Below are 13,082 nucleotides of genomic sequence, written 5' to 3'. Positions count from 1 at the left end.
GGCCAGAGGCGCCGTTCTCATGATCGAGATGTTGCCGGCTAGGCTTACTTGACCGCCTTGTCGGTGATGGCGGTGGTATAAGCGCCTTTCGGCTCCTTGGTGATGATCTTCTGGTCGAGCAGCGCCTTGGCGGTGCGCTCGTAGGTCGCGGGATCGAGCTTGCCGTCGGCATTGTCGATCAGCTTGGCGACTTCGCTCATCATGCGCTTCTGGTGGTTCTCGTCCTGGCCGCCACCGTCCATGACGATGCCTGCTGCCTCGTCATTGTTGTCGATGGCGTATTTCCAGCCTTTCATCGAGGCACGCACGAAACGCACCATCTTGTCTTCGAAGGCCGGATCCTTGAGCTTGTCTTCCGACGCGTAGAGCCCGTCCTCGAGCAGGTCGTTGCCCATCGCCGAATAGTTGAACACGGTCAGCTGTTCCGGCTTGTAGCCGGCGTCGATCAGCTGCCAGTACTCGTTGTAGGTCATGACCGAGATGCAATCCGCCTGCTTCTGGATCAGCGGCTGCACGTCGAAGCTCTGCTTGAGAACGGTGACGCCATCCGGGCCGCCATCGGTCTTGAGGCCAAGCTTGTTCATCCAGGCGTAGAACGGATACTCGTTGCCAAAGAACCAGACACCGAGCGTGTGGCCCTTGAAGTCGGCTTCGGTCTTGATCGGGCCGTCCTTCGGGCAGACCAGCTCCATGCCGGCCTTCTTGAACGGCTGGGCGATGTTGACCAGCGGCACGCCCTTTTCGCGTGCGGCCAGCGCGCCGCCCATCCAGTCGACGATGACATCGGCGCCACCGCCGGCGATCACCTGCTCGGGCGCGATATCGGGGCCGCCCGGCTTGATGTCGACGTCGAGACCCTCGGCCTCGTAGAAACCCTTGGCCTTGGCGACATAGTAGCCGGCAAACTGGGCCTGCGTGACCCATTTCAGCTGCAATGTCACCTTGTCCGCGGCCATCGCCTGGAACGCGGCCAGCGACATCGCGCCGGCCAGAACAGGAATAACAAGTCTTTTCATGTTTTTACCCTCTGAAGTTAGCACCCTTAAACCCACCGCCCCTATCCACCACGGACAGAGGGATGCCAAAACGTGACGGCTCTTTCGACCAGAGCGACCACGCCATAAAAGACCGAACCCGCAAGTGCTGCAACTGCGATTTCGGCCCAGACCATGTCGATGTTCATCCGCCCGACCTCGGTCGAGATGCGGAAGCCCATGCCGACGACTGGCGTGCCGAAGAACTCGGCGACGATGGCGCCGATCAGCGCCAGCGTCGAGTTGATCTTCAGCGCGTTGAAGATGAAGGGGGCGGCGGCCGGCAGCCGAAGCTTCAGCAGCGTCTGCCAGTAGCCCGACGCGTAGGTGCGCATCAGGTCGCGTTCCATATGGCCGGAAGCGGCAAGCCCGGCGACCGTGTTCACCAGCATCGGGAAGAAGGTCATGATGATGACCACAGCCGCCTTGGACTGCCAGTCGAAGCCGAACCACATGACCATGATCGGCGCCACGCCGATGATCGGCAGCGCCGACACCATGTTGCCGATCGGCAAAAGCCCGCGCCGCAGAAACGGCACGCGATCGGCGAGCACGGCGGTGATGAAGCCGGCGCCGCTGCCGACGATATAGCCGAAAATCACCGCCTTGAAGATGGTCTGCCGGACATCGGCGCCGAGCACCGGCAGCGAACTGGCGATGCGCGCACCGATGGCGCTCGGCGGCGGCAACAGGATGAAGGGGATGCCGGCGCCGCGCGTCACCGCTTCCCAGAGGATCAGGATCCAGGCGCCAAAGATGGCCGGGATGATCAGACGCAGCGCGCTCCGGGCCCAACTCGCCATCGGCCGAAGCCCAGACAGCACGGCGACGCAGCGCCAGCCAAGCAGCCAGGCAGCCGTGAGCAGCAGGAAATACGGTGCCCGCGCCAGACCTTCGAAGCCGGAGATGCCGCCAATCAGCAGCCAGGCCGCCAGATGCGCGCCGATGAAAAGCACGACAGCTTCGACGATGGACGGCATTCTGGCCATCGAGATCAAAGCAGCGAGAAGCAGCGCGCCGAAGATCAGCCAGCTCGTCGCTGCATAGGGATATATCAACGTCCCCGCCGGCTGCGCCAGCGGATCCACTTTTGGCGCGGCGATCGCGCCAAGCGCAAGCCCGGCCACGCACAGCACGACGGCCAGCACCGCTTGCCAGGAGGGTTTCAGCCAGCTCATGCCGGCCTCCCGCCCATGGCGCGATCGACGATGCGGCCGGCAATGCCGACCACCATGACCAGAAGTGCTGCCACCACCGAGCCTGCTACCAGTGCCGACCAGATGTCGATGGACTGGCTGTAGTAGGCGCCGGCCAGCAGCTTGGCGCCGATGCCGGCGACCGCACCGGTCGGCAGTTCGCCGACAATGGCGCCGACGAGGCTTGCCGCCACCGCCACCTTCATCGAGGTGAACAGGAATGGCACCGAGGCCGGCACGCGCAACTTCCAGAAGGTCTGCGCGCCGCTGGCATTGTATGTGTGCATCAGGTCGAGATGCATGATCTCGGGCGAGCGCAGGCCCTTCACCATGCCCACCGTCACCGGGAAGAACGACAGATAGGTCGAGATCATCGCCTTCGGGATCAGGCCGGTGATGCCGATGGCCGCCAGCACGACGATGATCATCGGCGCCACCGCCAGGATGGGAATGGTCTGCGAGGCGATGATCCACGGCATCAGGCTGCGGTCGAGCGTCGCCACATGCACGATGCCGACGGCAATGATGATGCCCAGCGCCGTACCGAAAGCAAAGCCGAGCAGCGTCGACGACAGCGTCACCCAGGCGTTGTAGACGAGGCTGCGGTTCGAATTGATCGGCCGCAGGAAGGTGTTTTCGAAGAAGTTCACCGCCACCTGGTGCGGCGCCGGCAGCGTCGGCTTCGGCTGCGACAACGTCTTGCCGATGAATTCGCTCAAGGCAGGCGTTTCATTGGCGCGACGGTCGAGATCGCGCTGGAACGGCGTGTTGAGAATGACGGCGAAAACGTACCAGAGCACGACCACGCCCGCGAGGATCGAGGTGACTGGAACGAGCTTGTCGCGGAAGGAGTCCATCAGGAGCGCTCCCCTCTTCCCGGGAGCGAGCGACGACACCCATTCTTCGTCATCCTAGGGCGGAGCAAGGAGCGAAGCGACGCAGCGCAGACCCTGGGATCCATGCCGTTACCTTCCCGCTCCGCAGCGGTGCGGAACATGGCTTGCCGCGCAGACATTCTGAACCGCCTGCATCCTTCGGCCGGCATCACGGCATGGATCCCAGGGTCTGCGCAGGCCGCTTCGCGCCTGCTCCGCCCTAGGATGACGATAGCAAGGCTGGCCGCCCGCTTGCTCACCGCCTCAATCGTCATAGCTGTGCCCTGCCCGGAGCCCGTCGCGCACTCGCGCCGCGATCGCCAGGAACTCCGGCGTCTCGCGGATATCCAGCGGCCGCTCCTTCGGCAGCGTCGATTCGATGATGTCGCTGACCCGGCCCGGCCGCGGTGACATGACGACGATCCGCGTCGACAGATAAACCGCCTCGGGAATGGAGTGGGTGACGAAGCAGATGGTCTTGTTCGTTCGTCCCCACAGTTCCAGCAATTGCTCGTTGAGATGGTCGCGCACGATCTCGTCCAGCGCGCCGAATGGCTCGTCCATCAACAGAAGGTCGGCGTCGAAGGCCAGAGCGCGGGCGATCGAGGCGCGCTGCTGCATGCCGCCCGACAGCTGCCAGGGATATTTCTTCTCGAAGCCGGACAGGTTGACGAGGTCGAGCGTGCGCTTGATGCGCTCCGCCTGCTCGGCCTTGGAGAGGCCCATGATCTCGAGCGGCAGCCCCACATTGCGCTCGATGGTTCGCCAGGGGAACAGGGCCGCTGCCTGGAAGACATAGCCATAGGCGCGTTTCTCGCGCGCCTGTTCGGGTGTCATGCCGTTGACCGAAATCGTCCCCGAGGTCGGCTTTTCCAGATCGGCGATGACGCGCAGCAAGGTGGTCTTGCCGCAGCCCGAAGGCCCGATGAAGGAGACGAACTCACCCTTGCCGATGGTCAGGTCGACATTGGACAGCGCCTGCACCGGCCCGTCATTGGTCTGGAAGGTCAGTCCGAGTCTGCTTGCCGCAACGACGGCTGGCGAAGTCCCTGTCATCGGCTGCGGCCTGCCTGTTCCCGCCACTGGGGCGCCGGCAGGATTCCGATTGCTTTTATCGCGATGTTGTTTTCCACTCGCCCCGTCCCATTGGCCTTGTCCCACTCGATCGACGCCCGGAGTTTCCCCGATGTCGCCTAAACCGACTTGTCATCTTATCCGCCCTGAAAGCTCTTATGAAGGCAAGCAGGGATTGACCTATTTCGCCGGCATTGCCGCCGAAACGGTCGGCTCTTCCGGCATCTGCATGCACATGCTCACCATGCCGCCCGGCGCCCGTGCCAAAGCGCACATGCACGAAAGCCATGAAACGGCGATCTATGTGCTCTCCGGCGAAGTTCACACCTGGTACGGCGACCGGCTGGAGCATCATATCGTCGTCAAGGCAGGCGATCTCTTCTACATCCCGGCCGGCGTGCCGCATCTGCCGGCCAATCTGAGCGACGCTCCCTCCTCGGCCGTCATTGCTCGCACCGATCCCAACGAACAGGAAAGCGTCGTCCTGTTGCCGGATCTGGATGCGCTGGTCGCCTGAAGCCGGCATCGATGCAGAGGCCGTCATCGGCAACGGGACACTTCCCCGTAGACAGTGCCGTCCTCGTCGGCGATCACCAGCTTCTTGGCGTTCTTGGGGCTGCGCTTGACGGTGAACTGTATCGGCGACTGACCATCCTCGCCTTCCGCCTCGCACATTGACTTCACCACCAGCGAACCGTCAGCCTGTATCTTCTTCTCGGTAAAGGTGCAGGCGCTGGTCGCGGTGATGAATTCCGTATCGTTCAGCAGCAGCATGTCCTCCGCATAGACTTGCTGGCCGTTCTTGTTGATGCAGCCGGACTTGTTGCCATAGGGCTTGGACAGATCGATGGCGGCAGCCGACGCATGGCCGGCGGCCAGGACAAGGAAAGCGGCTGAAAAGAGCCCCGTGCGCCTCACCGTCAAACCCCGGTCGCCGGAATGCCGGTGCGTTCCACCTTGCGCGGCGCGGTGATGTCCTTCCACGTCGACAGGGCGCGGTTGACCGCCGCGTTCGGCTCGCGGCCGACGAATTCGCCATGGCCGGCCTTGGCCTTGACCTCGGCTTCCTGGATCGACAGTTCGCCGCGCGAGAAGACGAAGCGCGGCAGTCCGGTCACCTCGAACCCTTCGAAGACATTGTAGTCGATCACCGACTGCTGCTTCTTGGCAGTGATCTTCTTCTTGCGCTTCGGATCCCAGACGATGATGTCGGCATCGGCGCCTTCGACGATGGCGCCCTTCTTCGGGTACATGTTGAGGATCTTGGCGATGTTGGTCGAGGTCACCGCGACGAACTCGTTCATCGTCAGCCGGCCGGTGTTGACGCCCGTGGTCCACAGCACCGGCAAACGGTCTTCCAGGCCGCCCGTACCGTTGGGGATCTTGGTGAAATCGCCGACGCCGTTGCGCTTTTGGCTGGTGGTGAAGGCGCAATGGTCGGTCGCCACCACTTGCAGCGATCCCGCCTGCAGGCCGGCCCAGAGCGAATCCTGATGCAATTTGTTGCGGAAGGGCGGGCTCATCACCCGGCGCGCCGCATGGTCCCAATCCTTGTTGAAATATTCGCTCTCATCCAGCGTCAGGTGCTGGATCAGCGGTTCGCCGAACACCCGCATGCCCTTCTGACGCGCCCGGCGGATGGCCTCGTGGCTCTGCTCGCAGGAGACATGCACGACATAGAGCGGCACGCCGGCCATGTCGGCGATCATGATGGCGCGGTTGGTCGCCTCGCCTTCCACCTCCGGCGGACGCGAATAGGCGTGCCCCTCCGGCCCATTGTTGCCGGCGGCCAGAAGCTTCTGTGAAAGGGCTGCGACCACGTCGCCATTCTCGGCATGCACCAGCGGCAGCGCGCCGAGGTCGGCGCAGCGCTGGAACGACGCATACATCTCGTCGTCGTCCACCATCAGCGCGCCCTTGTAGGCCATGAAGTGCTTGAACGAGGTGATGCCCTTGTCGACGACGGTGGCCATCTCGTCGAACACCTGCTTGCCCCACCAGGTGATCGCCATGTGGAAGGAGTAGTCGCAGGACGCCTTCGAGGTTTTGTTGTCCCACATCTGCAAGGCTTCGAGCAGCGACTGCTGCGGCGCCGGCAGGCAGAAATCGACCACCATCGTCGTGCCGCCGGCGAGCGCCGCCCGCGTGCCGGATTCGAAATCATCGGCCGAATAGGTGCCCATGAAAGGCATTTCGAGATGGGTGTGCGGGTCGATGCCGCCCGGCATGATGTAACAGCCGGTGGCGTCGAACTCGTGGTCGCCGTGCAGATCCGAACCGATGGCGACGATCTTGCCGTGGCTGAACAGCACATCGGCCTTCCAGGTGCGGTCGGCGGTGACGATGGTGCCGTTCTTGATGACTTTGGTCATTTTTGTGTTCCCTTGTTCTCTTCGCGCTTCTTTGCGAGCGGCGTTTGGAATGCAGATTTTCTAGGCTCACTCCACGATGACAGCCGTCTCCACCACAGCATGGAACAGCACGTCGGCGCCCGCCGAGGCCCATTCCTTGGTGATATCCTCGGCCTCGTTGTGAGACAGCCCGTCGACGCAGGGGCACATCACCATCGCGGTCGGCGCGACGCGGTTGATCCAGCAGGCATCGTGGCCGGCGCCGGAGACGATGTTGCGGTGCGTATAACCGAGCCGTTCGGCGGCATCGCGGATTGCCTTGACGCAGCCCTTGTCGAAGGTGACCGGATCGAAATGACCGACCTGCTCGATCTTGTACTGGATGTCCAGCGCCTCGCAGATCGTGTCGATGCCTTCGCGGATGCGGCCGTCCATCGCATCCAGCACTTCCTTCTCGGGCGAGCGGATGTCGATGGTGAAGACGGTGCGGCCGGCGATGATGTTGCGCGAGTTCGGGTAGACCTCCATGTGCCCGACCGCGCCGACGGCGTCGGGCTGGTAGTCCATGGCGATCTCGTGCACCAGCTCGATCACCCGCGCCATGCCGAGCCCGGCATTGCGGCGCTTGGGCATCGGTGTCGAACCTGTGTGCGCCTCCTTGCCGGTCAGCGTCACCTGCAGCCATTTCAACCCCTGGCCGTGGGTGACGACGCCGATGTCGATGCCTTCGTCCTCGAGGATCGGTCCCTGCTCGATATGCAGTTCGAAGAAGGCGTGGATCTTGCGGTCGCCGACCTTCTCGGTGCCCTTCCAGCCGATGCGCTCCAGTTCCTCGCCGAACTTCTTGCCGTCCTTGTCGACATGTTCGTAGACATCGGCCTGGTCGAGCACGCCGGCGAACACGCCGGACGCCATCATCGCGGGCGCAAAGCGCGCGCCCTCCTCGTTGGTCCAGTTGGTGACGACGATCGGGTGCCTGGTCTTGATGCCCAGATCGTTGAGCGAGCGCACCACTTCCAGCCCGCCGAGCACGCCGAGCACGCCGTCATACTTGCCGCCGGTCGGCTGCGTGTCGAGATGGCTGCCGACATAGACCGGCGGCAGGCTGGGGTCGGTGCCTTCGCGACGGGCGAACATGGTGCCCATCTCGTCGACGCCCATTTCGAGCCCCGCCGCATCGCACCAGCGCTTGAACAGATGCCGGCCCTCGCCGTCCTCGTCGGTCACGGTCTGGCGATTGTTGCCGCCGGCAATGCCGGGGCCGATCTTCGCCATCTCCATTATCGAATCCCACAAACGGTCTGAATTGATTCGCAGATTCTCGCCGGGCGCGGCCATTCAAAGTCCTTCCATTTCATATCCCGGGCGGGCGGCGGTTCCCGCCGCCACCCGTCCAGGCAAGCTAGATCTAGTCTATCGACCGCAGCACATCACGCACATGGTCGATCAGTTCGTTGATCTGGCCCTTGGTGATGATCAGCGGCGGCGACAGCGCGATGATGTCGCCGGTGGTGCGGATCAGCGCGCCGCGCTCGAACGCCTTGACGAAGGCCGAGAAGGCACGCTTGGTCGGCTGGCCGGCGATCGGCGCCAGTTCGATCGCGCCGATCAGGCCGATGTTCCTGATATCGATGACGTTCGGCTCGCCCTTCAGCGAATGCAGCGCGTCTTCCCAATAGGGCGCCAGTTCCTCGCCACGGGTCAGCAAGCCTTCTTCCTTGTAGGTGTCGAGCGTGCCCAGTGCCGCCGCGCAGGCGATCGGGTTGCCCGAATAGGTGTAGCCGTGGAAGAACTCGATCATATGCTCGGGGCCGGTCATGAAGGCGTCGTGGATTTCCTTCTTCACGAACACCGCACCCATCGGAATGACGCCGTTGGAGACGCCCTTGGCAGTGGTCATGATGTCGGGCGTGACGCCGAAATAGTCGGCGGCGAACGGTGTGCCGAGACGGCCAAACCCGGTGATGACCTCGTCGAAGATCAACAGGATGCCATGCTTGGTGCAGATTTCGCGCAGCTTCTGCAGGTAACCCTTGGGCGGCAGGATGACGCCGGTGGAACCGGCGACCGGTTCGACGATGACGGCGGCGATGGTCGAGGCGTCATGCAGGGCGACGATGCGCTCCAGTTCGTTGGCGAGTTCCGCGCCATGTTCCGGCACACCCTTGGTGAAGGCGTTCTTCTCCGGCAGGTGCGTGTGCGGCATGTGGTCGACGCCGCCGAGCAGCGTACCGAACATCTTGCGGTTGGTGACGATGCCGCCGACCGAGATGCCGCCGAAATTGACGCCGTGATAGCCGCGCTCGCGGCCGATCAGGCGAGTGCGCGAGCCCTCGCCCCTGGCGCGATGATAGGCGATCGCCATCTTCAGCGCAGTCTCGACCGATTCCGAACCGGAATTGGTGAAGAACACATGGTCCATGCCTTTCGGCGCGAGATCGACCAGGCGGTTGGCCAGTTCGAAGACGATCGGATGGCCCATCTGGAAGGCCGGCGCGTAGTCGAGCTCGGCGGCCTGATGCTGGATCGCCTCGGTGATCTTGGGCCGGCAGTGACCGGCGTTGACGCACCACAGGCCAGCGGTACCGTCCAGCACCTTGCGGCCATCGCTCGTCGTGTAATGCATGTCCTTGGCGGACACCATCATGCGTGGCGCCTGCTTGAACTGCCGGTTTGCCGTGAACGGCATCCAGAATGCGCTGAGATCGTTCGGCGTGACTTTCAGCCGGTTGGACATGACCAAGACTTCCCCTTGTAACCTGTTTCGGTGCGGCTAACGCTTGGTCTTCCCAACACTTGGTCTTCGCGACGTTTTCGTGCTACGCAAATTTTTGACCGATTGGACAAACGTTAGCACCGCCCTGTCGGCGGTCAAGGGATTACTAGCGGAAATGCGGCATCGGAAGCGCGCTCCACAGCCCAAGGAAAAACTGGTCCAGAGAATTGGTCCAGATGACCGTCAACGCGAGGGCCCGCAACGGTGAGCACCAGCATGGACGCCCCCCGCCGCACCCGCATCCAGCAGGAAAAGCGTGAACTCATACTCGAGGCGGCGCTCGAAGTGTTCTCCACCCATGGCTTTCGCGGCTCGACCATCGACCAGATCGCCGAAGCCGCCGGCATGTCGAAGCCGAACCTGCTCTACTACTTCCGCCGCAAGGAGGACATTCACGAGGCACTGATGCAGCGGCTGCTCGACACTTGGCTGGCGCCGCTGCGCGAACTGGACGACATTGGCGATCCGCTGACTGAATTGCGCAGCTACATCAGGCGCAAGCTGGAAATGGCACGCGACTTTCCACGCGAGAGCCGGCTGTTCGCCAATGAGATCCTGCAAGGGGCGCCGCGCATCATGCCGCTGCTGGCCGGCGAGCTGAAAACGCTGGTCGACGAGAAGGCAGCCGTCATCAAGGGCTGGATGCGCGCCGGCAAGATCGCCAGGACCGACCCCTGGCACCTGATCTTCTCGATCTGGGCGACGACCCAGCATTATGCCGATTTCGACGTCCAGGTCCGCGCCGTGCTTGGGCCGAACCGTGGCGGCGACGGCCGTTTCGAGGACGCCGCCCGCTTCCTGGAGCAATTGTTCCTCGAGGGGCTGAAGCCGAAAAGCTGACCCCTGGCCGAGGGGCTTCAAGCGCTGCGCCGCTCGGCCGGCAGTGCGTCCAGCAATGTCTGCAGCTTGGCGACCGAGTTCTGCTCGGCAAGCGGCGTATAGGCGATCAGCTTCATGTCGGAACCGTCGTCGATCGAAAAGCTCATATGCTCGAACGTCATCGCGCCAGCGATCGGGTGCCTGACATGCTTCACCCCCGATAATCGGCGCGCGACGTCGCGCTGCGGCCACCAACTGCGGAACTCCGGGCTTGATCGCGTCATCAACTCGATCAGCCGCTCGAAATCCGCATCGCCGACATATCTGGCGCTTGCGGCCCGGAACGAGGCCAGCACGTTGCGCGCCAGCTGCTCCCAGTCGACCAGCAGGCGCCGGTGGTGGGGACTGGTGAACACCATGTGGACGATGTTGCGGGCGTCCCCCTCCAGCAGACCATAGTCGCCGAACACCGCCGCTGCCGCCGGATTCCAGGCCAGAACATCCCAGCGCCGGCCGATTACATAGGCCGGCTGCAGGACCAGGCTTTGCAGCATGTGTAGCAAGGGGCCGTCGACCTTTTCCGGCGCCACGGCACGACGCTCCGGCTGCTGGCGGCCGGCGAGGATGAACAGATGCTGTTTTTCGGCGGCGTCGAGGCGCAATGCCTCGCCGAGAGCCGTCAGCACTTCCACGGAGGGCCTGACGTCCCGCCCCTGCTCCAGCCATGTGTACCAGGTGGTGCCGACGCCGGCGATCATCGCCACCTCCTCGCGCCGAAGCCCGGGCGTGCGCCGCCGCAATCCTGTAGCGATGCCCGTTGCCGAGGGCGTCAGCCTTTCACGGCGCGAACGCAGGAAAGCCCCGAGCTCACGTCGGCGGCTGTCTTCGGCGGACTGAGTGTGGGATCGGGATTCCATGAGCTTACTATAGCAGTATCGATACCAGGATAAAGTTTGAACTGTTTGGCGCGCGCCAGCTGTCCCATCTTTGGTTCGGAGCGACGAAATGGAGGCTCCGAACATGGAACTGAAAGACAAGACAATCCTCATCACCGGCTCGACCGACGGCGTCGGCCGTGTCGTGGCGCAGAGGCTCGGCGCCGCTGGCGCCCGCGTCCTGGTGCACGGCCGCGACGCGGCGCGCGGCAAGGCGACCGTGGCCGAAATCGAAGCCGCCGGCGGCAAGGCCGAGCTTCTGGTCGCCGACCTATCTTCGCTGGCCGAGGTCCGCCGCCTCGCCGAGACCGTGCGCGCCAGGACCGACCGGCTCGACATCCTCATCAACAATGCCGGCATCGGCACGGCAGGCCAAGGCGCCAGACGACAGGTCAGCGCCGACGGCTACGAACTGCGCTTCGCGGTCAACTATCTCGCCGGTTTCCTGCTGACCGCCGAGCTCCTGCCATTGCTCAAGGCGAGCGCGCCGGCGCGCATCGTCAACGTCGCCTCGGCCGGACAGCAGGCGATCGATTTCAGCGACGTCATGCTGACCCGTTCCTATGATGGCGTGCGCGCCTACTGCCAGAGCAAGCTGGCGCAGATCCTGTTCACCGTCGACCTGGCGCAGGAGCTGAAGGGCAGCGGCGTCACCGTCAACGCGCTGCATCCGGCCAGCTACATGAACACCACCATGGTCCGGCAGGCAGGGGTGACGCCATGGAGTTCGGTCGAGACCGGCGCCGACGCCATCCTCAACCTGGCCACCTCCCCAGCGCTCGAAGGGCGCAGCGGCCTCTATTTCGACGGCTTGCGCGAATCCCGCGCCGACGCCCAGGCCTACGACGCCAGGGCAAGACAGCAATTGCGAGCCCTGAGCCTCGACCTCGTCGGCCCGACTTCCCCAACATCCAAGGAACAGCATTCATGACCAACAAGATCGAACACGCCGTCATCATCGGTGGCTCTTCCGGCATCGGCCTCGCGACCGCGCGCAAGCTGCTTGGCCCAGGCATGAAGGTGACGATCACCGGGCGCAACCGGGACAAACTCAACAGCGCGTGGAAGAGCCTCGGTGGCGCCGTCGAGAAGGCTGCTTTCGATGCCTCGAAGCCGGACGAGGTCAACAGCTTCTTCAGCGGTCTCGGCCCCTTCGACCACCTGGTGCTGGCGGCCAGCGGCGGCAAGGGCCTTGGCCCCTTCCAGACGCTTGACCTGACCGACATCGGCAGCGGCGTCGACGAGAAAGTAAGGCCACAATTGTCCTGCCTGCAGGCCGCCTTGCCGACCCTGAACAAGGGCGGATCGGTCACCTTCATCTCGGCGGTCTCGGCTCAGCTCGCCATGCCGGGTGTCGCCGGCATTGCCGCCATCAACGGCATGCTTTTGACCGTGGTGCCGATCCTGGCGGTGGAACTGAAGCCGCTGCGCGTCAATGTCGTGGCGCCCGGCGTCATCGACACGCCCTGGTGGGATTTTCTGGCCGAAGAGCAAAGGCAGGCAATCTTTGCCGACTATGCCGGCAAGACCCCGGTCGGCCGTATCGGCCGCGCCGAGGACGTCGCCTCGGCAATAGCCTTTCTCGTCTCGAACGGCTTCATGACCGGCCAGGTGCTGACCTGCGACGGCGGCCTGCGGTTTGCGGCCTGATGGATGTCATTGCGGCGGCCGTGAGGCCGCCCCAGACCTGTCGAAGTGGCAAAAGCTGGCGCGGCGAAAAGATCGCGGCGAGCCTCAGGCACCGGCAGGATCCGCTACCTCAGTTGGTTTTCCTCGGAGGCTTGCCGTCCGTGGGCCTGTCGCCGGCCGGTCTTGCCGCATCTGAAGCAGGTTGTTGCGGGAGATGTGAATAGTCGGACGTATCGGCTCCATACATCTTGTTATCGATCGCTTCCCGCCAACTCGAATCCGCGTCGCCGGTCAGTGAGGCGCCTGCGGCCCCATGGCGGGATTGAGAATTAAGCCAACTCGGCGTGATCTCGCGAACCAAACGTGCAAAGCGTCCCATTGAACGTTCCTTTC

General features: G+C 63.7%; 13 protein-coding genes. 4 read left to right on the top strand and 9 right to left on the bottom strand.

The annotated features are described in order from the left end of the window. Nucleotides 1-44: 44 nt before the first annotated feature. From NR193_RS12085 to NR193_RS12070, 4 genes are all read right to left on the bottom strand, one after another. Nucleotides 45-1,016 (bottom strand): ABC transporter substrate-binding protein, encoded by a 972-nt coding sequence (locus NR193_RS12085; protein WP_091580218.1) that lies wholly within the window; start codon nt 1,014-1,016, stop codon nt 45-47. 41 nt (nt 1,017-1,057) lie between these two features. Next, the gene (locus tag NR193_RS12080) at nt 1,058-2,212 is read right to left on the bottom strand and encodes an ABC transporter permease (protein WP_256751065.1); all 1,155 of its coding nucleotides are present in this window, start codon (nt 2,210-2,212) and stop codon (nt 1,058-1,060) included. After that, nucleotides 2,209-3,087, bottom strand: coding sequence for an ABC transporter permease (locus NR193_RS12075; protein ID WP_256751064.1), 879 nt, complete (start codon nt 3,085-3,087; stop codon nt 2,209-2,211). Before NR193_RS12075 ends, NR193_RS12080 begins: the two co-directional genes overlap by 4 nt. 282 nt (nt 3,088-3,369) lie before the next feature. After that, nucleotides 3,370-4,161: an ABC transporter ATP-binding protein gene (locus NR193_RS12070; RefSeq protein ID WP_091580210.1), complete on the bottom strand. Its 792-nt coding sequence runs from the start codon at nt 4,159-4,161 to the stop codon at nt 3,370-3,372. A 130-nt stretch (nt 4,162-4,291) separates the two neighbouring features. Here NR193_RS12070 and NR193_RS12065 point away from each other — a divergent pair, with 130 nt between their 5' ends. Further along, a complete protein-coding gene (locus tag NR193_RS12065) occupies nt 4,292-4,696 on the top strand; it encodes a cupin domain-containing protein (protein WP_256751063.1) in 405 nt (134 codons plus the stop codon). Nucleotides 4,697-4,719: 23 nt separating this feature from the next. Here the strand turns inward: NR193_RS12065 and NR193_RS12060 are convergent, their stop codons facing one another. The 4 genes from NR193_RS12060 to NR193_RS12045 form a co-directional block, all read right to left on the bottom strand. Next, a complete protein-coding gene (locus NR193_RS12060; protein WP_256751312.1) occupies nt 4,720-5,097 on the bottom strand; it encodes a hypothetical protein in 378 nt (125 codons plus the stop codon). Nucleotides 5,098-5,099: 2 nt separating this feature from the next. Further along, entirely contained in the window at nt 5,100-6,551 is a 1,452-nt protein-coding gene (gene hydA / locus NR193_RS12055; RefSeq protein ID WP_256751062.1) for a dihydropyrimidinase, read from the bottom strand. A 66-nt stretch (nt 6,552-6,617) separates the two neighbouring features. Continuing rightward, complete coding sequence (locus NR193_RS12050; protein WP_256751061.1) at nt 6,618-7,868, bottom strand: Zn-dependent hydrolase; 1,251 nt, start codon at nt 7,866-7,868, stop codon at nt 6,618-6,620. Between the two features lie 70 nt (nt 7,869-7,938). Further along, nucleotides 7,939-9,267 (bottom strand): aspartate aminotransferase family protein, encoded by a 1,329-nt coding sequence (locus tag NR193_RS12045; protein ID WP_256751060.1) that lies wholly within the window; start codon nt 9,265-9,267, stop codon nt 7,939-7,941. Nucleotides 9,268-9,522: 255 nt separating this feature from the next. On the opposite strand from NR193_RS12045, the gene NR193_RS12040 reads away from it, so the two are divergent. Then, nucleotides 9,523-10,146, top strand: a complete 624-nt coding sequence (locus tag NR193_RS12040) for a TetR family transcriptional regulator C-terminal domain-containing protein (protein WP_091580580.1) — start codon at nt 9,523-9,525, stop codon at nt 10,144-10,146. 17 nt (nt 10,147-10,163) lie between these two features. Here NR193_RS12040 and NR193_RS12035 read toward each other — a convergent pair whose 3' ends face one another. Next, a complete protein-coding gene (locus NR193_RS12035) occupies nt 10,164-11,042 on the bottom strand; it encodes a helix-turn-helix transcriptional regulator (protein ID WP_256751059.1) in 879 nt (292 codons plus the stop codon). A 103-nt stretch (nt 11,043-11,145) separates the two neighbouring features. Between NR193_RS12035 and NR193_RS12030 the strand changes: the two genes are divergently transcribed. Both NR193_RS12030 and NR193_RS12025 read left to right on the top strand, forming a co-directional pair. Beyond that, nucleotides 11,146-11,991: an SDR family oxidoreductase gene (locus NR193_RS12030; protein ID WP_256751058.1), complete on the top strand. Its 846-nt coding sequence runs from the start codon at nt 11,146-11,148 to the stop codon at nt 11,989-11,991. Next, nucleotides 11,988-12,710: an SDR family oxidoreductase gene (locus tag NR193_RS12025; protein ID WP_256751057.1), complete on the top strand. Its 723-nt coding sequence runs from the start codon at nt 11,988-11,990 to the stop codon at nt 12,708-12,710. The genes NR193_RS12030 and NR193_RS12025 overlap by 4 nt, the downstream gene beginning before the upstream one ends. The last annotated feature ends 372 nt before the right edge of the window (nt 12,711-13,082 follow it).

This window comes from Mesorhizobium sp. Mes31 (assembly GCF_024519675.1).
In the GTDB taxonomy this organism is placed as follows: Bacteria; Pseudomonadota; Alphaproteobacteria; order Rhizobiales; family Rhizobiaceae; genus Mesorhizobium.
The sequence above is the reverse complement of the archived record's forward strand: the minus strand, read 5'-3'. Positions and strand labels throughout refer to the sequence as shown.

Coding starts and splice junctions, on each gene's coding strand:
- NR193_RS12085 (WP_091580218.1), bottom strand. CDS start 1,016: ATGAAAAGACTTGTTATTCCTGTTCTGGCCGGCGCGATGTCGCTGGCC.
- NR193_RS12080 (WP_256751065.1), bottom strand. CDS start 2,212: ATGAGCTGGCTGAAACCCTCCTGGCAAGCGGTGCTGGCCGTCGTGCTG.
- NR193_RS12075 (WP_256751064.1), bottom strand. CDS start 3,087: ATGGACTCCTTCCGCGACAAGCTCGTTCCAGTCACCTCGATCCTCGCG.
- NR193_RS12070 (WP_091580210.1), bottom strand. CDS start 4,161: ATGACAGGGACTTCGCCAGCCGTCGTTGCGGCAAGCAGACTCGGACTG.
- NR193_RS12065 (WP_256751063.1), top strand. CDS start 4,292: ATGTCGCCTAAACCGACTTGTCATCTTATCCGCCCTGAAAGCTCTTAT.
- hydA (WP_256751062.1), bottom strand. CDS start 6,551: ATGACCAAAGTCATCAAGAACGGCACCATCGTCACCGCCGACCGCACC.
- NR193_RS12050 (WP_256751061.1), bottom strand. CDS start 7,868: ATGGCCGCGCCCGGCGAGAATCTGCGAATCAATTCAGACCGTTTGTGG.
- NR193_RS12045 (WP_256751060.1), bottom strand. CDS start 9,267: ATGTCCAACCGGCTGAAAGTCACGCCGAACGATCTCAGCGCATTCTGG.
- NR193_RS12040 (WP_091580580.1), top strand. CDS start 9,523: ATGGACGCCCCCCGCCGCACCCGCATCCAGCAGGAAAAGCGTGAACTC.
- NR193_RS12035 (WP_256751059.1), bottom strand. CDS start 11,042: ATGGAATCCCGATCCCACACTCAGTCCGCCGAAGACAGCCGCCGACGT.
- NR193_RS12030 (WP_256751058.1), top strand. CDS start 11,146: ATGGAACTGAAAGACAAGACAATCCTCATCACCGGCTCGACCGACGGC.
- NR193_RS12025 (WP_256751057.1), top strand. CDS start 11,988: ATGACCAACAAGATCGAACACGCCGTCATCATCGGTGGCTCTTCCGGC.